Consider the following 20,710-nt stretch of genomic DNA (forward strand, 5'->3'; position numbering starts at 1 on the left):
GTGATCGACACCGGTTACGGTGTCCTCCTAGACACATGAACCCACGGGGAGCGGCCTCATGTACTTCCAGCACGCGGACGACATCTGGGCGGAGCACCCCGGCCTCGCCGCCGGAGTGGTCCTCGCCACCGGGATCACCCCGGAGGCGTCCGTCGAGGAGCGGGTCACGGAGTTCGCCGCCGTCGCCGGGCGGCGGCTCGCGGCAGGCCCCGAGGCCGAGTTCCCCGAGATCCAGGCCTGGCGGCGGACCTTCTCCAAGATGGGTCTCAAGCCGACCCAGTACCGCTGCGCCTCCGAGGCGCTGCTGCGGCGTTTCAAGAAGGAGGGGGACCTTCCCCGGATCCACCCGCTGATCGACCTGTGCAACGCGGTCTCGATCGCGTTCGCGATCCCGATCGCCGTGTTCGACCTGGCCAACGTCTCCGGGGGCCTTGAGGTCAGGCACGCGACCGGGGAGGAGACCTACCTGACCTTCTCCGGCGAGACCGAGAACCCCGAGCCGCGCGAGGTGGTCTTCGCCGACGCCGAGGGCCGGGCGCACGCCCGCCGGTGGACGAACCGGCAGAGCGGGCTGTCCGCCGTACGGCCGGGCACCGCCTCGGTCCTGATCGTCGCCGAGGCGCTGCACGACTCGGCGGCCAAGGACGTCGAGGAGCTCACGGCCACGGTCGCCGGGCGGCTCGGCGAGGTCTGGCCGGTCGCGCCCAAGGCCGTGACGCTCAGCCGGTCGGCTCCGCGTCTGGAGTTCTGAGCGGCCCCCCGCCCGCTCCCGGGCCGGGCAGTACGTCCACGTCGGTGGCGCGCATCGGCTGCCCGCACGAGGAGCAGCACAGCTCGACGTGGCCGATCTCGCCGCAGGCGTGATGGCGGTAGAGCACCGGCGGCCCCGCCTCTCCCGAGGTCCAGCGGTCACCCCAGCGCACCATCACCAGCAGCAGGTCGCACAGCTCCCTGCCCTTGGCGGTGAGCAGGTACTCGTAGCGGGGTGGCCGCTCCGAGTACGCCCGTCGTTCGAGCACGCCGTTCTCGGTCAGCCATCTGAGCCGTTCGGCGAGCACCTTGCGGGAGATGCCCAGGTCCTGCTGGATCTGCTCGAAGCGGTTCATGCCGACGTAGACGTCCCGCAGGATCAACGGCGACCACGGCTCGCCCACGACGTCCAGCGTGCGGGCGATGGAACAGGCCATGTCACCGAACCGAGTGCGTTGCATCGGCCCAGTCTAGGCGAGTGGGTTCCCTCAGGGAATGGTCTCTGCTACGGTCGCCCTATGAGTTCCCTCAGGGAACTGACAAGGAGAGGACTGATCCGCGATGTCGAAGAACCCGGTGGCCGAACTCCTGTTCAGCGAGGCCGACGCCACCCCCATCAGCACCGACCCGGCGACGGTGAAGTCCTGGGACCTGGCACGGACGTGCGTCGAGTCGGCGCACCGGGCGTGGCTGTCGACCGGACGGCCGGCCGGCGGCCCGCACGCCGTGCCGCTGATGCCGGTCTGGGTCGACGGCGCGCCCTGCTTCACCAGCCGCCCCCACTCCCGCAAGAGCAGGAACCTCGCCGGCGACCCCCGCTGCGTCCTCACCGCCGCCGACGAGACACTCGACCTCGTCATCGAGGGCGAGGCCGTACGGATCACGGACGAGAACGGCATCAGGCGGGTCCTCGACGCGTTCGGGGCCAAGTACGGCTGGGGGCTGTCGGTGCGTGACGGTTCCGCCTTCGCCGACGACCTGCCCGGCTCCCCCGAGTACGGTGTCTACCGGATCGTCCCGACCCGCGCCTTCGGCTACGGCGCCGACGGCTCGACGGCGACACGCTGGCGGTTCGAGGGGGAGTGACCAACTGCGTAGGGGAGTGAGATGGTCCGTCATAGGTAGGGTGCTGATGTGACCGATGTCGTAACCGGCGAGGCCGTCGTCGTCGAAGTCCGGATCGCCCAGCTACCGAGCCGGGCCCTGGCACTGCTGATCGACATGACGGTCCAGTTCGTGACGCTGTTCGGCGTTTCCCAGCTGATCGGCGTCCTGGCCTGGAACGCCGACGGGGCACTGGTCGTGATGCTCTACATCGCCTTCACCGTGTCCGTGCTCGTCGGCTACCCCGTGGTCTTCGAGACCCTCAGCAGGGGTCGCAGCCTGGGCAAACTCGCCCTCGGACTCAGGGTCGTCAGCGACGACGGCGGCCCGGAGCGGTTCCGGCAGGCCCTGTTCCGCGGCCTGTCCGGAATGGTGGAGTTCTGGATGCTCGGCGGTGCCCCGGCGCTGATCGGCTCGCTGATCTCCGAGAAGGGCAAGCGACTCGGTGACGTCTTCGCGGGCACCGTCGTGATCGCCGAGCGCTCCCCCAGGCAGTACGGCCCGCCCCTGGAGATGCCACCACCGCTGGCCGCCTGGGCCGCGACGCTCGAACTGTCCCGGCTGCCCGAGGGGGTCGCCGCGACCGCCAGGCAGTACCTCATGCGCTGGCACGACCTCTCGCCCGCCGTTCAGCACGAGATGGGGGTGCGCATCGCCACCGAGATGTCGGCCTTCGTCTCACCGCCCCCGCCGTCCGGGGTGCCGCCGTTCGCCTACCTGACCGCCGTACTGGCCGAGCGCCGCAGGCGTGACCAGGTACGGCTGGCGCAGCGGATCGGCGCTCCCCCGCCCGACCCCCGGTTCCAGGCCCCGTTCCAGGCCCCGCAGTACCAGCCCTATCCGCAGCCGCCCGCCCCGCCGCCCCCGCCGTACGGCCCGCCCTTCGCCGCCCCGGCACAGGCCCCTCGGCCCCCGCAGGTGCCGCAGTCGCCTCCCACGACCACCCCCGGCGGCTTCGTCCCGCCCGCCTGAACACCGACGTGCCCCGGTCATGACGGACCGGGGCACGGGAGAAGGGGAACGGTCACTCCGCCCCGACGCCGAACCAGCCCCTGTAGGAGGTCTGGGTCTGCACGTTCAACCGATCGAAGCGGACCCACTTCGCCAGGTCGGTGCGCCGGTCGCTGATGTTGAGGACGTCGAGTCCGAAGTTGAAGTCACTGCCGTAGACGTAGCCGTTGTAGTAGTAGGCCGACCAGATGCCGCCGGCTCCGCCGCTGGGGTCGGGACCGCGCTCGAAGAAGCCGATCTCCTTCGGGCGGGCCGAGTCGGTGAAGTCGATGACGGAGACGCCGCCCTGGTACCACGCCTGGACCAGGATGTCGCGGCCCCTGACCGGGATCAGTGAGCCGTTGTGCGCGACGCAGTTCTCGGTCTCCCCCTGGTAGCGGGAGATCTTGAAGTAGCTCTTGAAGACCAGCTCGCCGCGCCTGATGTCGAAGATGGCGTCGGCGCCCCGGTTGGGCCCCGTCTCCTCGTTGCAGGTGGCCGCGCCGCCGCCGCCGAGTTCGTCGGTGAAGATGACCTTGGTGCCCTCGTTGTTGAACGTCGCCGAGTGCCAGAAGGCGAAGTTCGGGTCGGTCACCCGGGCCGTGACGACCGGGTTCTCCCGGTCGGAGATGTCCAGCAGCACGCCGTCACCCATGCAGGCCCCGGCCGCGATGTCCTTCTCCGCGTAGACGGTGATGTCGTGGCAGCCGGTGGTCGGCAGCAGCAGACCGGGCTGGGTCTCGTTGCCGCCGTCGGGGAAGACGACCGGCGTGCTGACGACCGCGGCGTCCGCCGGCTTGCGCAGCGGCACCTTGATGATCGAGATCTTGTCATGCGGCGGCTGGCAGTCGGGGAAGGCCGCGTTGGGGCTGTAGGAGGAGACGTACAGGTAGACGTTCCTCCAGCGGTCCCTGCCCTTGCCCGGCACCTGGGTCAGGGTGTGGGAGCCGCAGTTCGTCTCGACCGACTTGATGTACTTCGGATGTGCCTTGTCGCTGATGTCGAAGATCCGTACGCCCTCCCACGACTCCTTGACCGACGCGCTCTGCGCGGTGCTGCTGCAGGAGTCGTTGTTGCGGGAGGAGTCGACCGCGGTGAACAGCAGGTTGTCGTGGACGGTGACGTCCATCTGGGAACCGGGGCATACGACACTGCTGACCACCTTGACGTGTTTCGGGTCGCGGATGTCGTAGATAGAGAAACCGCCGTAATTTCCGACGAACGCATAGTCACCCTGGAATGCGATGTCGGTGTTGATGGTCTTCTCCAGCCCGGCGGGCTTGGGAACGTTCGTCACATGCGTCACATTCGCACTGGTGACCACCTGGCCGGGGGCCGGGAGATCGGAGGCCTGGGCCGGTACGGTGGCCAGGGTCAGCGCCGCCGCGGCCGCGGCCGCGATCAGGAATCGGCCGCCAAGGCCCTTCCTGAGAGGGGATAACACCGGTGGTCCTCCTTGCCGCTTATGCCATAAAGCACAGATAAATAACTGAATTGTTTATCCGAACGGCAGTCGCCACAAGACCTGACTACGTCAGTAAATTTTCCCGTTCTGCGGCCTTTACTCCTTTCTCTCGCCGGGTTATCGTCCTTGCCCGGGGGAGTCGGGAGATCACGAAGGAGGCCGGGTGCGCGTCAGGCTGGTGCTCGCCGTTCTCACGATCCTGTCGGCCCTGTCGGCCACCGCCTGCTCCACCGGCGGGCGACCGGCGGCGCTGTCCACACCGCTGTCGACCGCGCCCGTCATCGCGCCCGGCAGGCCGGGCGAGGCCGCCAGGACGCTCGGGGCGGACGAGGCTGCGACGGCGGTGCCCACCCCGACGGCGAACGCGGCCGACGTGCGGTACGCGCAGGACATGATCGTCCACCACCGGCAGGCCCTGGAGATGGCGACCCTGGCCCTCACCCACGCGGGCGACCCGACGGTCCGCGCCCTGGCCTCCCGGATCAGGGACTCACAGGGACCGGAGATCCAGGTCATGTCCCGGTGGCTGACCGAGCAGGGCATGCGGCTGCCGGACCACCACACGAATCACGGCGCCATGCCCGGCATGGCCACCCCCGAGCAGCTCAGCGCCCTGGCCGCCGCCTCGGGCCCGGAGTTCGACCGGCTCTTCCTACGGCTGATGACGGCCCACCACCAGGGCGCGATCACGATGTCGGCGGAGGTCCTGACCAACGGCTCGCACCTGAGGATCGAGGAGATGGCCAACGAGATCGCCACGGTCCAGGCCGGGGAGATCCGCAGGATGGCCCGTCTCCTGACCTCCCCCTGAGGTCAGGAGCCCAGACGCCAGGAGCGCAGGTACTCCTCCTGCTGCGTGGTCAGGTGGTCCACCTCGATGCCCGCGGCGGCGAGTTTGAGCCGCGCCACCTCCACGTCGACCTCCTCGGGAACGTCGTAGACGCCGGGTTCGAGCCGGGCCCGCTCACGGGCAAGCCAGGCCACGGCGAGGGCCTGGGCGGAGAAGGACATGTCCATGACGGCGGCCGGGTGCCCCTCGGCGGCCGTGAGGTTCACCAGACGGCCCTCGGCCAGCAGCAGCAGCCTGCGCCCGTCGGCCAGGACGTACTCGTCGGTGTTCGGCCGCACCCCGGGCCGCACCTCGCGGGCCAGTTCCTCAAGGGCCCTGACGTCGATCTCGACGTCGAAGTGGCCGGCGTTGGCCAGGATCGCGCCGTCCTTCATCGCCGCCAGGTGCTCACCCCTGATGACGTCGCGGTTGCCGGTCACGGTGACGAACACGTCGCCGACCGCCGCCGCGGCGGCCATGGTCCGCACGTCGTAGCCCTGCAGCGAGGCGTCGAGCGCCTTGACCGGGTCGATCTCGGTGACGACGACCCGGGCGCCCAGGCCCCTGGCCCGCTCGGCCACCCCCCGGCCGCAGAAGCCGAACCCGGCGACCACCACGACCTTGCCCGCCAGCAGCGTGTTGGTCGCGCGCATGATGCCGTCCAGGGTCGACTGGCCGGTGCCGTACCGGTTGTCGAACATCCGCTTGGTCCGGGTGTCGTTGACCGCGACGACGGGGAAGCGCAACGCCCGCTCCGCCGCCATCTGCCGGAGCCTGATGACCCCGGTCGTGGTCTCCTCGCAGCCGCCGGAGACCGTTTCGAGGAGTTCGGTCCGCTCGGTGTGCAGGATGTTGACCAGGTCACAGCCGTCGTCGAGAACCAGGTCGGGGACGATGTCCAGGGCCTGGTGGATGTGCCGGTAGTAGGTCTGCCGGTCGACCCCCGCCAGCGCGTGCACGCGCACGCCGTACGCGCCGAGGGCCTGGGCCACGTCGTCCTGGGTGGACAGCGGGTTGGAGGCGGCCAGCGCGATCTCGGCCCCGCCCGCCCGAAGGGCACCCATGAGGACGGCGGTCTCCGCCGTCACGTGCAGACAGGCGGCGATCCGCAGCCCGTCGAACGGCTCGTCGGCCGCGAACCGTTCCCCGATCGCGGTGAGCACCGGCATCGCCCGTGCCGCCCACCCGATCCGCCGCTCCCCGGCGGCCGTCAGCGCGCTGTCCACGGTCCTCCCCAGATGGCCCGAAGGCCCCCGCGTGCCACGCGGGGGCCGGGTCTGACGGTTCGATCAGTAACGGTAGTGGTCGGCCTTGTAGGGGCCCTCGACATCCACGCCGATGTACTCCGCCTGCTCCTTGGTGAGCTTGGTGAGCTTCACGCCGAGGGCGTCGAGGTGGAGGCGGGCGACCTTCTCGTCCAGGTGCTTGGGCAGCACGTAGACGCCGACCGGGTACTGCTCGGTCTTGGTGAACAGCTCGATCTGGGCGATCACCTGGTTGGTGAACGAGTTGGACATGACGAACGAGGGGTGACCGGTGGCGCAGCCCAGGTTCATCAGACGGCCCTCGGCGAGCACGATGATCTGACGGCCGTCGGGGAAGGCCCAGGTGTGGACCTGCGGCTTGACCTCGGTCTTGACGATGCCCGGGATCTTGGCCAGGCCGGCCATGTCGATCTCGTTGTCGAAGTGGCCGATGTTGGACACGATCGCGTTGTGCTTCATCCGCGACATGTGGTCGGCGGTGATGATGTCGAAGTTGCCGGTCGTGGTGACGAAGATGTCGGCGATGCCGACGACGTCGTCGAGCGTGGTGACCTGGAAGCCGTCCATGGCCGCCTGGAGCGCGCAGATCGGGTCGATCTCGGTGACGATGACCCGGGCGCCCTGGCCCTTGAGGGCGTCGGCGCAGCCCTTGCCGACGTCACCGTAACCGGCCACGACCGCGACCTTGCCGCCGATCAGCACGTCGGTGGCGCGGTTGAGGCCGTCGATGACCGAGTGGCGGCAGCCGTACTTGTTGTCGAACTTCGACTTGGTCACCGAGTCGTTGACGTTGATCGCCGGGAAGAGCAGCGAGCCCGCCTTGAACATCTCGTACAGGCGGTGGACACCGGTGGTGGTCTCCTCGGTGACGCCCTTGATGCGCGAGGCGATCTCGGTCCAGCGCTTGTCCGGCCCGACCGTGCGGCGCAGCAGCTCCAGGATGACCTGCCACTCCTCGGAGTCGCCCTCGGAGGCGCCGGGGACGGCACCGGCCTTCTCGTACTCGACACCCTTGTGGACGAGCAGCGTCGCGTCGCCACCGTCGTCGAGGATCATGTTGGGGCCGTCACCGCCGGGCCAGACGAGCGCCTGCTCGGTGCACCACCAGTACTCCTCCAGGGTCTCGCCCTTCCAGGCGAAGACCGGAACGCCCTTGGGGTCCTCGACGGTGCCCTCGGGGCCGACGACCACGGCGGCGGCGGCGTGGTCCTGGGTGGAGAAGATGTTGCAGCTCACCCAGCGGACCTCGGCGCCGAGCGCGACCAGCGTCTCGATCAGCACGGCGGTCTGGATGGTCATGTGCAGCGAGCCCATGATCTTCGCGCCGGCCAGCGGCTGGGAGTCCGCGTACTCCTTGCGGACGGCCATCAGACCCGGCATCTCGTGCTCGGCGAGCTGGATCTCCCGACGCCCGAAAGCGGCCAGGGAAAGGTCGGCGACCTTGAAGTCCATGAATTAACCCCTCTGGTTGATGGTCTGGCGCCGCATGCCCCCGCCGGGCTCGCCGCGTGCGCGGCCCCGCTTCGCTTCCGGGCACGGCTCTCACTCCACCGGAAAGCAGACGAAGTGAGTGTAGGCGCCCGGTACGGCTCCGCGCACCTTGAGAGGCGGTAACCTTACACAAGAATGTGAGGTTTCCAGGAAAGGCGCGATATGCGGATCACCGAGGCCGCGAAACGGCTGGGAATGTCCCCCAGAATGCTCCGCTACCGCGAGGCCCTGGGACTGCTCCCGCCCGTCAGGACCCAGGGGGCGCACCGCCGCTTCGGCCAGGAGGAGCTGGCCGCCGTGGCGCAGGGCGTCGAGCTGGAGAAGCGCTTCGACGTCTCCCCCGCCGAGCTGGCGTTCGCGCTGCGGGTGCTGAGCGAGCCCGCCGTCGCGCAGGCCGTACGGGATCTCGGGCTGCGGATCGGTCGCCTCCAGGCCCCGCGCAGAGCACTGGACTTCGAGAAGGAGAAGGCCCTGCGCCTGCTCCAGGGGCGCTCCTGAGACGAGCTCCCGACGCCGGGAAGGTCGCTCCCAGGAGTGACGACGCCGGACGGCCTCCGTCGCGACAATTCTCCCCATGAACGTCGCAACCGTATTGACCGAGGCCGAACGGAGGGTCGACGCCCTGAACCTCCGGCGGGTCATCGCCTCCCCCCTCACCGACGTCGCCGTCGGTGTCCTGCTCATGTTCCTCGCCCTGGCCCAGCTCGGCGGCCGGTCCTCCCTGACCATGCTGGCCGCCGTGCTCGCCACACTGCCGCACGTCGTGCGGCGCAGGCACCCCTGGGCGGTCGTCGCGCTGGTCTCCTTCGGCGCGCTCTGCCTGCTCTACACCGGCGTACTGCCTGACTATCCCCCGTTCGCCGTGGTGCTTTCCGGCGCGCTCACCCTCTACACGATCGCGCGGATCGTCGGCCCGCTCGTCGTCGGGCTGGTCATCGGCGCCCTGGCGATCCTGTTCCTGGGGGCCGTGTTCCTGCGGAACGGGAGGGAGGTGCCGTCCATCACCACGATCGGCAGCGAGACTGTCTCCCGGCTCGTCATCCTGCTCCTCGGAACCGTCCTGCTGATCTTCCTCGCCCATGTACGGCGCAGCGCCAGCACGATCACGGAGATGCGCGCGGGCAACCTGGAGACGCTCAGGGAGCAGGCCGCGATGGCCGAGCGGGCCAGGATCGCCAGGGAGATGCACGACATCGTGGCCCACTCCGTCTCGAAGATCGCCGTGCAGGCCGAGACCGCTCCCTACACACTCGACGGCCTCGACGAACGGACCCTCCAGGAGTTCGCCGAGATCGCGACCTCCGCCCGGACCACGCTCACCGAGATGCGCCGCCTGCTCGGCGTGCTGCGCGCCGACGTCGTCACCGCCCCGGAGACCGCGCCACAACCGGGGCTGGCGCGGCTTCCCGAGCTGATCGAACGGCACGAGGGCGAGGTCGACCTCGATGTGATCGGGGAGGAGGTCCCGCTGCCGCAGGCCGTGGACGTCTCCGCCTACCGGATCGTCCAGGAGGCGCTGACCAACGTCCGCGTCCACGCGCCCGGCGCCCGGGTCTCGATCGAACTGGCCTACCGCCCGGCCCTGCTGGCGCTGCGGATCACCGACAACGGCCCCGGCCCCTCCGGCGACACCGAGAACGGGCACGGTCTGGTCGGCATGCGCGAACGCGCCCTCGCCCTCGGTGGCTGGTTCAAGGCGGGCCCCGGCCCCTCCGGTGGTTTCCTCATCCAGGTGGGTCTCCCCCTCGAATGACCCTCCCCGAACCTCCCCCCGGCCCCTCCGCCGAGGCCGTCACCGACCCTCCGGCCGACGCCCTCCCCGGTTCCCGGTCTGAGGCCCTCCCCGGCCCTCAGACCGAGGCTCTTCCCGGGACGGCCGCGGACGACCGGATCCGGGTGCTGATCGCCGACGACCAGCCGGTCGTGCTGCGGGGCTTCGCCGCGGTGCTCGCGGCCCAGCCCGACATCACCGTCGTGGGAACCGCCCCCGACGGTGCCCAGGCCGTACGGCTGGCACGGCGGACCCATCCCGACGTCGCGTTGCTGGACATCCGGATGCCGGAGATGAACGGCATCGAGGCGGCCCGCCGGATCCTGGAGACCGAGGCGACCAGGATCATCATGATCACCACGTTCGACCTCGACGACTATGTGTACGACGCGCTCACCGCGGGGGCGAGCGGGTTCCTGCTCAAGGACGTCAGGGCCGGAGACCTGGCGGAGGCGGTGCGGACGGTGGCCCGTGGGGACGCGCTGCTGGCCCCCAGGATCACCAGACGGCTGATCGCCGAGTTCTCCCGGCAGCGAAGGCCCGCCGGGGACGGCGGGCCGCTGACCCCGCGTGAGGTCGAGGTGCTGCGGCTGATCGCCCAGGGGCTGTCGAACGCCGAGATCGCGTCCCGCCTCGTGGTCACCGAGCACACCGTCAAGACCCACGTGGCCAGGCTGCTGGCCAAGCTGAACCTGCGTGATCGCACGCAGGCCGTCATCCACGCCTACGAGACGGGACTGGTGGTCCCCGGCGCGTGAACCTTCCGGGTCACGCCCGGCCGTTGGCCGCGTGCGGCCCGGGAGCGATCCCGCCCGTCTTGGCCCGGTCGAGGTCGGGCTCCAGGTAGATGACGCGGGCGATCGGCACGGCGGAGCGGATGCGCTGCTCCGCCTCGTCGATGCCCCTGGCCACCTCGGCGGCCGTGTCGTCGTGGTCGACCGCGATCTTCGCGGCGACCAGGAGCTCCTCGGGGCCGAGGTGGAGCGTGCGCATGTGGATGACCCTGACCACCTCGGGGGCGCTCTCCAGGGCGGCGATGATCTGGCCCTCGACCTCGGGGCCGGCACTCTCGCCGATCAGCAGCGACTTCATCTCGACGGCCAGCACGATCGCGATCGCGGCCAGCAGCACACCGATCGCCATCGTGCCGACGCCGTCCCAGACACCGTTGCCGGTGATGACGGCGAGCGTCACACCGACCAGCGCCAGTACGAGACCGACCAGGGCGCCCAGGTCTTCCAGGACGATGACCGGCAGCTCCGGCGACTTGGACCTGCGGATGAACTGGGTCCACGTCTGCTTGCCGCGCAGCGGGTTGGACTCCTTGATCGCGGTGCGGAAGGAGAAGCTCTCCGCGATGATCGCGAAGATCAGCACCGCGAAGGCCACAACCGGCGTCTCCACCGGCTTCGGTTCATGGATCTTGTGCCAGCCCTCGTAGAGGGAGAAGAGCGCACCGATCGTGAACAGCACGACCGCGACTACGAAGGCGTAGAAGTAGCGTTCCCTGCCGTAGCCGAACGGATGCTCCGGAGTGCGCTTGCGCTCGGCCCGCTTCCCGCCGACCAGCAGCAACACCTGGTTCCCCGAGTCGGCGAGGGAGTGAATCGACTCGGCGAGCATGGACGACGAGGTCGTGACCAGGAAGGCGACGAACTTGGCCGCCGCGATCGCAAGGTTCGCGCTCAACGCCGCGATGATCGCCTTTGTACCGCCGCCCGCACTCACGACAGCCTCCGCTTACTTAGTCCGAAAAAGACGAGAGGATACTATTGGGAAATTCTCGCCTTTAGTTCCGTGATGGCCGACACGGGGGTCGGGTCGATCCCGTACCCCAGGGCGAGATAGGTACTCGCGTAGTCGCCCAGCCCGATCAGTGTCGCGAGCCGCTCAAGCGGATGAGCGCCCTCCGCGACGAGCTGGGTGGCCGGAACGCCCCTGTCCTCGGCCATCCGCACCGAGGCCTCACGCCGCCGCGCCTCCTGCGGATGCTCCTCCGTGTCACGCAGCATGAACAGCCGCAGCGACCGGCCCGCGTCGTCGGCGAAGATGTCCCGCTGCGCCAGCGGGCCGTCGAAGGCCACCACCTGGTTGTGGTTGGCCTCCGGGATCTGCCCCCAGACGGCCGGGTACTTGCCGTTCTCGTTGAGCTGACTGGCCCACCGGTAGGCGGCCACGGCCGAGAGCCGGGAGGAACCCCAGATCATCGGCACCGTCTCCGCCAGCTCCATGGCCAGCGTCTTGCCCGGGTTGATGAAGGACTCGCTCACCGGACGGCAGCGGTGGGCGATCTCCTCAAGGCGCCTGGCGACCTCCTCGATCACCCCGTCGTCCATCTGGAGCACGCCGAGCTCGGCGGCGACCACGAGCAACGGCACCGACAGCGCCCAGACCGCCGCCCGGGGCTGCCCGCCGGTGGTCACCGGCACGAACGGCGCGCCCGACTGCCTGGCGACCGCGTGCAGCGGAGAGTTCGCCGCGGCCAGCACCAGCAGGCGGCACCCCCTGCGGACGGCCTCCGTGGCCACCGCGAGCGTCTCCTCGGTCTTGCCCGAACACGACACGGCGACCACCAGGTCCGTCGCGCCGACCCAGCCGGGCAGCTGGTAGGAACGCACCGTCACGATCGGCAGCGGAGCCCCGTTGCCGCACACCGCGTCGAGGATGTCACCGGCGATGCCGGAACCGCCCATGCCCGCGACCACGATCGCCCTCGGCCTGCCCTCCCCGATCACCCGGGTGAGGTCGGCCTCACGGACACCCCGATGTGAGATGCGCACCTGCGCCGCCGAGGCGGCGACGGCGCGCAACATGCCCGAGGGGTCGCCCTCGGTCAGCCATCCCTGGTCGTCGAGCCGATCCGACTCCCAGCTCACGACTTCCGAGCCTCGTCGACCAGCAGGACCGGAATGTCATCACGAACCGGATAGACCAGCCCGCACGAAGCCGAAGTGCACGACAACTCGTCCACCTCCGGCTCCGCACGCAGCGGAGACTTACAGTTGGGGCAGGCCAGGATCTCCAGCAACCACTCGTCGATCTTCACGCGCTCAGCTCCTCACGACGGCGAGGACCTCGTCCCTGATCGCCGCCATCTGAATCTCGTCGGCCGCCTCGGCGTTCAGCCTGAGCAGCGGCTCGGTGTTGGACGGACGAAGATTGAACCACCATCCGGGGCCGGAGACGGTCAGACCGTCCAGGTCGTCGAAGGTGACGCCGTCCCTGCCCTCGAAGACCTGCCTGACCCGCGCCGTCGCGGCATGCTGGTCGGCGACCGTACTGTTGATCTCCCCGGAGGCGGCGTAGCGGGCGTAACCCGCGAGGATCTCCGACAGCGGTCTGTCCTGCTCACCCAGCGCGGCCAGCACGTGCAGCGCGGCCAGCATGCCGGTGTCGGCGAACCAGAAGTCCTTGAAGTAGTAGTGCGCGGAGTGCTCACCGCCGAAGACCGCGCCGCTCCTGGCCATCTCGGCCTTGATGAAGGAGTGCCCGACCCGGGTCCTGACCGGGACCCCGCCGTGCTCGGCGACGATCTCGGGGACGCCCCGCGAGGTGATCAGGTTGTGGATGATCGTGGCGCCGGGCTGCTTGGCCAGCTCACGGGCGGCGACCAACGCGGTGATCGTGGAGGGCGAGACCGACTCACCGCGCTCGTCCACGACCCAGCAGCGGTCGGCATCGCCGTCGAAGGCGAGACCGATGTCCGCGCCCACGTCGAGCACGGCCTTCTGCAGATCACGCAGGTTCTCCGGCTCGATCGGATTGGCCTCGTGGTTGGGGAAGTCGCCGTCGAGCTCGAAGTAGAGCGCGGTCAACTCGACGGGAAGCCCCTCGAAGACCACCGGCACCGTGTGCCCCGCCATCCCGTTGCCCGCGTCGACCACGACCTTCAACGGCCGGGCACCGGACAGGTCGACCAGCGTGCGCAGGTGGTCCGCGTAGCCTTGCAGCAGGTCACGCCGGGACACCGTACCGCCGCCCGCGCCGCCTTCGCCGCTTTCTCCGCCTGAGGCGAGCAGCTCGGCCGCCCGGTCGCGGATCTCGGTGAGCCCAGTCTCCCCGCCGATCGGCACCGCGCCCGCGCGGCACATCTTCATGCCGTTGTAACGGGCCGGGTTGTGGCTGGCGGTGAACATCACCCCGGCCATGCCCAGACTGCCGCTGGCGTAGTAGAGCATGTCGGTCGAGCCGAGACCGGTGTCCACCACGTCGGCCCCGCGTGAGACGGCCCCACTGGCGAAGGCCGCGGCCAGCGGAGCCGATGAGGCACGCATGTCGTGCGTGACCACGACGGACCCGGCACCGGTGACCTCAACGAAGGCCGCGCCGACCGCCCACGCGGTCTCCTCGTCTAACTCGTCCGGCACGACGCCGCGCACGTCGTACGCCTTGAAGATCCTGGCGAGGTCGCCCACTCCAGCTCCGCCCCTTTGACTCGTCTCTGCCGCCCCCAAGCCTAGGGGGTCAGTGTCCCTTTGCGCCGCCTGCTGTGTTCCTTTGCTCCGCCTGCGGCGTCGCGGGCTTGGGCGCCCTGAGTCGGCGCTTTCCCTCGTCTCTGTGTTCCTTTGCTCCGCCTGACGGCGTCGCGGGCTTGGGCGCCTCCGAGTCGGCGCTTTCCCTCGTCGCTCATCCGCTTCGCTCCTTCGCTCCTCAGTCCAAGCACCGACGCGCCCAAGCCGAAACTCCTCGCGCACGGCACCGGGAAGGCACAGGCGAAACTCTTCACTCGCAGCGCTGAAGAAGGCCGTTCCGGGTGGACTCTCCGCTGCGGGCGCCGTTGTCGGGGGCGCAAGGTGGGAGTCTCCGTGATGAGGTTCTTCTGAGCTGTGTCCCGGGTTCCGGAACCCTCGCCGCTCCGGGGGTGGGACGTACGGCTCAGCGGTCGCGCTGGGGCTGCGCGGGGTGGGGCTGTGGCTGGGCTGAGCGCAACACTCTCAGGTGTCCACGACGCCCGACCTCGACTCCCTGGCCCACGGGCTCGGTGCCCTTCGTCGCGGGCCTGGCCGCCTCCCGGACGGCGTTGGCGAGCGCTTCGAGGTCGTCGGTGCTCGGCGGCGCTCCGTCGCTCGGCAGCCTGACGACCTCCCAGCCCCGTGGGGCGGTGAGCCGCTCCGCATGCTCGGCGCACAGGTCGTAACAGTGCGGCTCGGCGTACGTCGCCAAGGGCCCGAGAACGGCGGTCGAGTCGGCGTAGACGTACGTGAGCGTGAATACGGCAGGCTGACTGCACGCGGTGCGGGAACAGCGGCGGACGGGGCTCACGGTGGGACCGTATCCGGTAAGCGTCCAGGGCGCCACTATCTGAGCGCTCTTAACGAGCGTGTCGCCACAATTCGGACACGTGTCCCGGCTTCCACCCGCCTGTACGGCTTGCACACCCTCCCGTCAACCCCTTTCCGCCTTCCCACCAGGCATGTCTAAGCTTGGCCCGTGAGCCCGGCACCAGGTAGACCTCGCCCTCCCCGCAAACGCGACCGACACGGTCGTGGCATGCGGGGCCCGCTGGCACCCTCCCACGTGCCGATCGCCAAGTCGCGCAGCGAGCGCTTCGACGATCTCGTCCTGGATGCCGTGGACCGTCTCAAGCCACGCTGGGGCGCCCAGCTCGCGTCCGTCGAGTTCGCGATCGAGGAGGTGCCGCCGCTGTCGGAGCTGGGCGACGGCCCGGGCCTGCTGTCCGGCGAGCCGATCCCGTTCGGCCGCTCGGAACCCGCCGTCGGCAAGCGCCCCGCCGTCGTGATCGTCTACCGGCGCCCCCTTGAGGCCAGGGCCCGCGACCGCGACCAGCTCGGAGCCCTGGTCCACGACACCGTGGTCGAACAGATCGCCGGTCTCCTGGGTCTGTCCCCCGAATCCGTGGACCCCGGTTACGAGGAAGACGACTAGCCCAACCGGGCTGGCTTACCTCATCGCCAGATCTCCCTTACCTCACCACTCCCCTTCACCACTCCCGCCTCACACGCGAGGCTTTTGATCTTGTGCCTTACCGGTGCCGTGTGTGAGGAGTTGCGGTTCGGGCGCGCCGGCGCTTGGACTGAGGAGTGAGGGAGCGCAGCGGACGAACGACGAGGGAAAGCGCCGGCCCGAAGCGCCCGAACCCGCGACGCCGCCAGGCGTCGCAAAGAGACACGCCCGGACCCGTGCCGCCGAAGGCAGCGCGATGATCACAGACACCGATTCCGTCGTAGGCGGCACCAGAGCCCACACTCGGGCCGCGGCGAGGGGTTGGACGGTCAGGGCCAGGCCCTTCTTGATTCGTTCGTCCATCACCCGCCCGCCGTACACGGGACCCGATCCCTGCACCGGTAGTACCAGCACCCCGAAGGGACCGTCGATCTTGGGGAGGCTCACCTGTTTGGTGCGGGCGGCGGGGATGTCCACCTCGAACGGTTCCGGTGCCTTTCCCTTGCGTGGCAGGACCCGCACACTCACCTTGCCGGCCGTCTCCGGCGCGCTCAGCACGAGCCTCGCGCCCTTGTCTCCTCCGGTGTGGTTGTCGGCGACCACGCTGCCCAGGTCGACGGGGGCGGCTCCGGCGGTGAAGGCCACATCGGGTTTCTTGCCGGTCCCGGTGACCGTCACCCCGGCGAGGATGGGGGCCTCCGAGGTCAGCACGAAGGCGGCCGATCGGTCGTCCACGGCGTTCGACAGGTCCATGGTCGCGACCGACTCGGCGGGCACTTCGAGCACTTCCTTGCCCTTGAGGGCGTATGTCCCGTCCGAGGTGATCGCCTTGATCTCGACCAGGGTGTCGGTCTCGGCGGTCGAGGCGACCAGCAGTTGGCGGGTGCCGCCTCCGCCGGGGACGGCGGGGACCACGACGCGGGTGGCGGGAGGGGCCGAGGCGGGCAGCCAGTCCACGCCCTTTCCACCGTGCATGATCGCCCGGGCCGCCGCGGTGACCCGGCCGGAGACGGTGCGTACTCCGACCGCCATGACGAGCGGTGAGGGCGCGACGTCCTTGAGGTCGATCGCCCTGGTCTCGCCCGGCTTCATGGTGATCACGTCGCCCGAGTCGGCGACCACGGGCCCTTCCCCCGCGTAGACCGTGAGCTCGACGGTCGCCTGGGCGAGTCCCGGGTTGGCGAGGTAGAGCGTGACGTCGGCCGCCGCGGGCCCGGGGCCGACCAGCCAGGTGTCGGCGGCGGGCTCGACGCACCGCACTCCGGCCAGCCCGCGGTGCCTGCCCGAGGTCTCCCTGCGGGTCTGGGAGGCCTCAAGGCCCGCCGCCATGTTCGCCTTGGCGGTCACGACGAGCGGGGCCGACTTGGCGGGGATCTTCTCGTGCCAGAGGGTGCCGGGGGTCCGCAGGGTCGTGACCGTGGTGTCCCCGGTGACGAGTGCGGCGGTTCCCGCGTCTTGGCCGCCCGGTGGGGTGACGACGGCGGCGTCGGTGTCGCCGGGGTCGGGGCAGACGACCGTCACCGAGGCGACGGGGACCCGTCTGAGGCCTTTGGCCGGTTCGGCCTCGGGAGCGGGCCTGGTCGCGGAGGCGACGCCGTACAGGGCCAGCAGTGCGACCAGGACGAGCGCGAGGAGGCTGAACCGGTTCTCGATCAGGGACTTCATCGGCTGGACGGCTCCCTGCCTGACTCGGGGACCTCGGTGCGAAGCTGGCTGTCGGCGCCGCGTGAGCCCGGGGCGGCCAGGACGGAGACGACCAGCAGCAGTACGGCCTGCGCCCAAAGCCAGCGGCCGTGCCAGGGGTCGCCCGGCGGGGTGGGGGGCACGGTGACCGGCTGGGTCAGCTGCCACACGCCTATGGCACGCGACAGGCTCATCCTGGCCAGGGCCGGCTGGGAGTCGAGGGCGTGGCTGATCGTCTCGGTCACCGGCGGGACGACCACGACGAACCGTATGCCGTAGGAGGCGAGCACGTCGGCGTCGTCACCGCCCCTGCCCGAGGCCAGTCCTCCCGCGGCGACGGCGACCCGTTCCCTGGGGCCGGGCGGGGTGGGGATGTCCGCCTCGCCGACCAGCGGAGTGCGGCCCCGCAGCACGGTGAAGGCCAGTGCGCCGTCCTTCTCGCGCAGCAGCAGGGTCCGTTCGCCGCCGCCGGAGTTGAGGGCGGCCAGCGCGGGCATCACGTCGCCGACGTCGCCTCCGAGGGGGCCGCCCGCCCCCCTGGTGATCCACATTCCGGCCGCGAGGACCGGGGTCGAGAACGCGACGGCGACGACGGCGACCGCCACGGCCCTGCGTGGCCCGCCCGCCCTCCTGAGGTCGGCGATGCGGTTGGCGGTGAGCGCGGCGACGACGAGCATGCCGATCGCGGCGAGGGCGAGCGGCACGCCAGGCCAGGCGGGGGCCCGGGTGTCGGCGTTCAGCGAGGTGACCGGGGTTCTGCTGACCAGGATCGCGACCAATGTGCCGAAGAGCGCGACGCCCCAGCCGACGGCGACGACCGTCCGGTCGCGGCGCATCAGCAGCGCGGCCAGGCAGGCGGCGATGAGGCCGCCCGTCACCCACAGCGGCGGCATTCCCGGACCGCCGGGGCTGAGCAGCAGCAGCGAGGAGGCGGGCAACGCGGCGTCGACCAGCTCGGGCCGGTGCAGGCCCGCTTCGAGCAGCAGCAGGCCGGGGGTGGAGACCACCTGGACCAGCCAGGGCAGCAGCAGCGCCACCGGGACGCCGAAGGCGATGACGACCGAGCCGGTCAGTCCCCTGCGGGGGAAGGCGAGCGCGGCCAGCGCGCCCAGGACCAGCGTGAGCGGGTAGATCAGCGGGGCGAAGGCCGTACCGACGGCCAGCAGCAGACCGAGCCCCCAGGCGGCGCGGCGCGCCCGGCGCGGGTCGGCGGTCAGCATCCTGGTGGCCAGCGCCGCGTAGCAGGGCAGCAGCGTGAGGACTACGGCGGTGCCGAGTCTCCCGGCCGCGATCGCCCCGGTGGCGACGGGCAGCAACGCGTAGGAGGCGCCGAGCCAGACGCGGGTCCAGCGGCCCGGGATCATCGCCCTGGTCGCGGTGTAGGCGGAGAGCCCGGCCAGCGGCACACAGCCGAGCAGCAGCACGGTCACGGCGAGCCAGGGCTTGCCGAACAGCACCGTGGACAGTCCGGCGAGCACCGCCACGTACGGCGGCGCCCACCCGTCACCGCCGAGTCCCGCCTGACGGTAGCCCTCGGTGTAGAGGTCCCACAGGTCGGAGGCGCCGCCGATCACGGGGACGAGCGCGCCGCCGCCCAGCCGGGAGCCGCCGAGCAGGCCGCGTTCGGCGACCAGCGTGACGGCGGCCAGGACCAGGAACAGCGCCATGCCCGGACTGCCGAACAGGCGCCGGGTCGCCCCGACGTCGTCGGTGAGCAGTTCCTCCCCGTCCTCCTGGACGGGGGTCGCGGCGTGGTGGCGTCCCGCCGACTCGACGAGGCCGTTGCCCGCCAGGTAGCCCTGGAACCGGTCGGCCAGCCGCCGGTAGCCCGCGCCCGGCGGGGTGAGCAGCCTGGCCGCCGCGGCGCCGCCGCGTCTTCTGCCCGCGGCGCGGGCGCGTCTGGCCCTGACGAGCCTGCCCGGGTGCCTGAGGATCGAGCCGAGCGCGAGCGCCTCGTCCAGCGCGTCGGCGGGCTGTTTGGCCAGCAGGAACAGCAGCGTGCTGACCAGCGAGCCGAAAAGGTTGCGCAGCAGCGCCCACGGCAGCGACCGCGCGGGCAGGTTCGCCATGACCACGAACATGGCGTTGCGGCGGTCGAGGCGGCGGGGGTGGTCACCGCTGACGGTGATGCGGCGGCGTCGTCTGCCGGCCGCCTCCGCGTGCCAGGCGACGGCCTGGGTGACGTTGCGGACCCGGTATCCGGCGCTCCTGATCCGCCAGCACAGGTCGAGGTCGTCACGGAACAACGGCAGGAAGGGGTCGAGGCCGCCGACCTCCTCCCAGACGTCCCTGCGGACCAGCATTCCGGCCGTGGAGACCGAGAGCACGTCCCTGGCGCCGCTGTACTGGCCCTGGTCGAACTCACGGGGCTCGATGCCGGTGTCCCTGCGTCCTCGCAGGTCCACGGTGACGCCGACCTCAAGCAGGAGCCGCCGGTCGAGCCAGTCGCGGAGCTTGGGACCGAGTACGGCCGCGCCGGGGTCGTCGTCGGCGGCCTTCAGCAGGGCTTCGAGCGCGCCGTCGTCCGGCGCGCAGTCGTCGTGCAGCAGCCACAGCCACTCGTTTCCCTCCGAGGGCCCGAGCCGGTCGAGGACCTCGGCCACGGCCTGGCCGAAACTCGTCGAGCGTGGCAGCGTGAGCACGGCGTTGCGGCCGAGGGTGCCGGTCAGCAGCGCGGCGCTGCCGTCCCTGCTGCCGTTGTCGACCCCGACCGCCCGGTCGATGGGGCGGGTCTGCCGCAGCAGCGCGGCGAGGGTCTCCCCAAGCCAGCGTGCGCCGTCGTGGGTCACGACGATCGCGGTGACGGTGTGGTTGGGGCGGGGGGAGTCGGTGCTGGACATGCGTCCCGTGTTCAGGAAGGGCTGATGATCGGCGCGACCACGATACGGCACCCTCTGTTGAGGTATGCCTGATGCACCAAAAAAGGAGCATGTGGCCGGTCGGCCACATGCTCCGTCGATATATGATCAAGCACTCTCCGTGAACCCGTGGCCCCCGGTGAGCGCGTCAATCGTCCGCTCAGACCGCCTCGCGCTTGATCCTGCGGCGCTCCCTCTCGGAGAGCCCTCCCCAGATCCCGAACCGCTCGTCGTGCTCCAGAGCGTACTCAAGGCATTCGGCACGCACCTCGCACGAGCGGCAGACCTTTTTGGCCTCCCGAGTGGATCCCCCCTTCTCGGGGAAGAACGCCTCGGGGTCGGTTTGCGCGCACAGCGCGCGTTCCTGCCAACCAAGCTGCTCTTCAGCGATGCTGTCCTGTGCGATGACCAGGTCGGCCACTGCACACCTCCCTGCCGCCTGCCCGCAAATGGAGCCCCCCTATGAACGCCTCCCCTCTTACCCACCAGCGGGAAGGCGTAACAACACGTGTGTAATTACACGCGCGTGGCCTGTGTGACGTCAAGCGGCATGCCGGTATCCGGGGAAAGACCTGCTCTCCCCGGTAGTGGATCGTCCTA

At 70.3% G+C, this 20,710-nt stretch carries 20 protein-coding genes; 8 read left to right on the forward strand and 12 right to left on the reverse strand.

Going from position 1 to position 20,710, the window contains the following annotated elements; translation table 11 throughout:
- Nucleotides 1-58: 58 nt before the first annotated feature.
- Entirely contained in the window at nt 59-751 is a 693-nt protein-coding gene (locus tag ACFYY8_RS02030; protein WP_390036201.1) for a B3/4 domain-containing protein, read from the forward strand.
- On the opposite strand, the gene ACFYY8_RS02035 is transcribed toward ACFYY8_RS02030, so the two are convergent.
- Nucleotides 720-1,211: a winged helix-turn-helix transcriptional regulator gene (locus ACFYY8_RS02035; RefSeq protein WP_390036203.1), complete on the reverse strand. Its 492-nt coding sequence runs from the start codon at nt 1,209-1,211 to the stop codon at nt 720-722. The genes ACFYY8_RS02030 and ACFYY8_RS02035 overlap by 32 nt on opposite strands.
- 100 nt (nt 1,212-1,311) lie before the next feature.
- Between ACFYY8_RS02035 and ACFYY8_RS02040 the strand changes: the two genes are divergently transcribed.
- Entirely contained in the window at nt 1,312-1,836 is a 525-nt protein-coding gene (locus tag ACFYY8_RS02040; protein ID WP_390036204.1) for a pyridoxamine 5'-phosphate oxidase family protein, read from the forward strand.
- A gap of 48 nt (nt 1,837-1,884) precedes the next feature.
- Complete coding sequence (locus tag ACFYY8_RS02045; protein WP_390036206.1) at nt 1,885-2,826, forward strand: RDD family protein; 942 nt, start codon at nt 1,885-1,887, stop codon at nt 2,824-2,826.
- Nucleotides 2,827-2,878: 52 nt separating this feature from the next.
- Here ACFYY8_RS02045 and ACFYY8_RS02050 read toward each other — a convergent pair whose 3' ends face one another.
- A complete protein-coding gene (locus tag ACFYY8_RS02050; RefSeq protein WP_390036208.1) occupies nt 2,879-4,288 on the reverse strand; it encodes an LVIVD repeat-containing protein in 1,410 nt (469 codons plus the stop codon).
- A 184-nt stretch (nt 4,289-4,472) separates the two neighbouring features.
- Between ACFYY8_RS02050 and ACFYY8_RS02055 the strand changes: the two genes are divergently transcribed.
- The gene (locus ACFYY8_RS02055; protein WP_390036210.1) at nt 4,473-5,120 is read left to right on the forward strand and encodes a DUF305 domain-containing protein; all 648 of its coding nucleotides are present in this window, start codon (nt 4,473-4,475) and stop codon (nt 5,118-5,120) included.
- A 2-nt stretch (nt 5,121-5,122) separates the two neighbouring features.
- Here the strand turns inward: ACFYY8_RS02055 and ACFYY8_RS02060 are convergent, their stop codons facing one another.
- Both ACFYY8_RS02060 and ahcY read right to left on the reverse strand, forming a co-directional pair.
- Nucleotides 5,123-6,364, reverse strand: coding sequence for an adenosylhomocysteinase (locus ACFYY8_RS02060; protein ID WP_390036212.1), 1,242 nt, complete (start codon nt 6,362-6,364; stop codon nt 5,123-5,125).
- Nucleotides 6,365-6,427: 63 nt separating this feature from the next.
- Complete coding sequence (gene ahcY, locus ACFYY8_RS02065; protein WP_390036214.1) at nt 6,428-7,855, reverse strand: adenosylhomocysteinase; 1,428 nt, start codon at nt 7,853-7,855, stop codon at nt 6,428-6,430.
- Nucleotides 7,856-8,056: 201 nt separating this feature from the next.
- Between ahcY and ACFYY8_RS02070 the strand changes: the two genes are divergently transcribed.
- From ACFYY8_RS02070 to ACFYY8_RS02080, 3 genes are all read left to right on the forward strand, one after another.
- Nucleotides 8,057-8,392, forward strand: coding sequence for a MerR family DNA-binding transcriptional regulator (locus ACFYY8_RS02070; RefSeq protein WP_352009865.1), 336 nt, complete (start codon nt 8,057-8,059; stop codon nt 8,390-8,392).
- Between the two features lie 76 nt (nt 8,393-8,468).
- Nucleotides 8,469-9,647 carry a sensor histidine kinase gene (locus ACFYY8_RS02075; protein WP_390036216.1) on the forward strand — a complete coding sequence of 393 codons (1,179 nt, stop codon included), beginning with the start codon at nt 8,469-8,471 and terminating at the stop codon, nt 9,645-9,647.
- Complete coding sequence (locus tag ACFYY8_RS02080; RefSeq protein WP_390036218.1) at nt 9,644-10,423, forward strand: response regulator; 780 nt, start codon at nt 9,644-9,646, stop codon at nt 10,421-10,423. Before ACFYY8_RS02075 ends, ACFYY8_RS02080 begins: the two co-directional genes overlap by 4 nt.
- A 10-nt stretch (nt 10,424-10,433) precedes the next feature.
- On the opposite strand, the gene ACFYY8_RS02085 is transcribed toward ACFYY8_RS02080, so the two are convergent.
- From ACFYY8_RS02085 to ACFYY8_RS02105, 5 genes are all read right to left on the reverse strand, one after another.
- Nucleotides 10,434-11,393, reverse strand: coding sequence for a cation diffusion facilitator family transporter (locus ACFYY8_RS02085; protein WP_390036220.1), 960 nt, complete (start codon nt 11,391-11,393; stop codon nt 10,434-10,436).
- Between the two features lie 41 nt (nt 11,394-11,434).
- Nucleotides 11,435-12,541, reverse strand: a complete 1,107-nt coding sequence (locus ACFYY8_RS02090; RefSeq protein WP_390036222.1) for a bifunctional phosphoglucose/phosphomannose isomerase — start codon at nt 12,539-12,541, stop codon at nt 11,435-11,437.
- A complete protein-coding gene (locus tag ACFYY8_RS02095; protein WP_184712993.1) occupies nt 12,538-12,711 on the reverse strand; it encodes a Trm112 family protein in 174 nt (57 codons plus the stop codon). Before ACFYY8_RS02095 ends, ACFYY8_RS02090 begins: the two co-directional genes overlap by 4 nt.
- 4 nt (nt 12,712-12,715) lie before the next feature.
- A complete protein-coding gene (locus ACFYY8_RS02100) occupies nt 12,716-14,080 on the reverse strand; it encodes a phosphomannomutase/phosphoglucomutase (RefSeq protein WP_390036224.1) in 1,365 nt (454 codons plus the stop codon).
- Between the two features lie 460 nt (nt 14,081-14,540).
- Nucleotides 14,541-14,927: a DUF3499 domain-containing protein gene (locus ACFYY8_RS02105; protein WP_352009871.1), complete on the reverse strand. Its 387-nt coding sequence runs from the start codon at nt 14,925-14,927 to the stop codon at nt 14,541-14,543.
- A 228-nt stretch (nt 14,928-15,155) separates the two neighbouring features.
- Here ACFYY8_RS02105 and ACFYY8_RS02110 point away from each other — a divergent pair, with 228 nt between their 5' ends.
- Nucleotides 15,156-15,551 (forward strand): metallopeptidase family protein, encoded by a 396-nt coding sequence (locus ACFYY8_RS02110; RefSeq protein WP_390036226.1) that lies wholly within the window; start codon nt 15,156-15,158, stop codon nt 15,549-15,551.
- 69 nt (nt 15,552-15,620) lie between these two features.
- On the opposite strand, the gene ACFYY8_RS02115 is transcribed toward ACFYY8_RS02110, so the two are convergent.
- From ACFYY8_RS02115 to ACFYY8_RS02125, 3 genes are all read right to left on the reverse strand, one after another.
- Entirely contained in the window at nt 15,621-17,234 is a 1,614-nt protein-coding gene (locus tag ACFYY8_RS02115; protein WP_390036228.1) for a DUF5719 family protein, read from the reverse strand.
- Entirely contained in the window at nt 17,231-20,092 is a 2,862-nt protein-coding gene (locus tag ACFYY8_RS02120; protein ID WP_390036230.1) for a glycosyltransferase family 2 protein, read from the reverse strand. Before ACFYY8_RS02120 ends, ACFYY8_RS02115 begins: the two co-directional genes overlap by 4 nt.
- A gap of 178 nt (nt 20,093-20,270) precedes the next feature.
- Complete coding sequence (locus tag ACFYY8_RS02125; protein WP_012888122.1) at nt 20,271-20,531, reverse strand: WhiB family transcriptional regulator; 261 nt, start codon at nt 20,529-20,531, stop codon at nt 20,271-20,273.
- Between the last annotated feature and the right edge of the window lie 179 nt (nt 20,532-20,710).

The organism is Streptosporangium sp. NPDC001559, from assembly GCF_042893955.1.
GTDB lineage: Bacteria > Actinomycetota > Actinomycetes > Streptosporangiales > Streptosporangiaceae > Streptosporangium.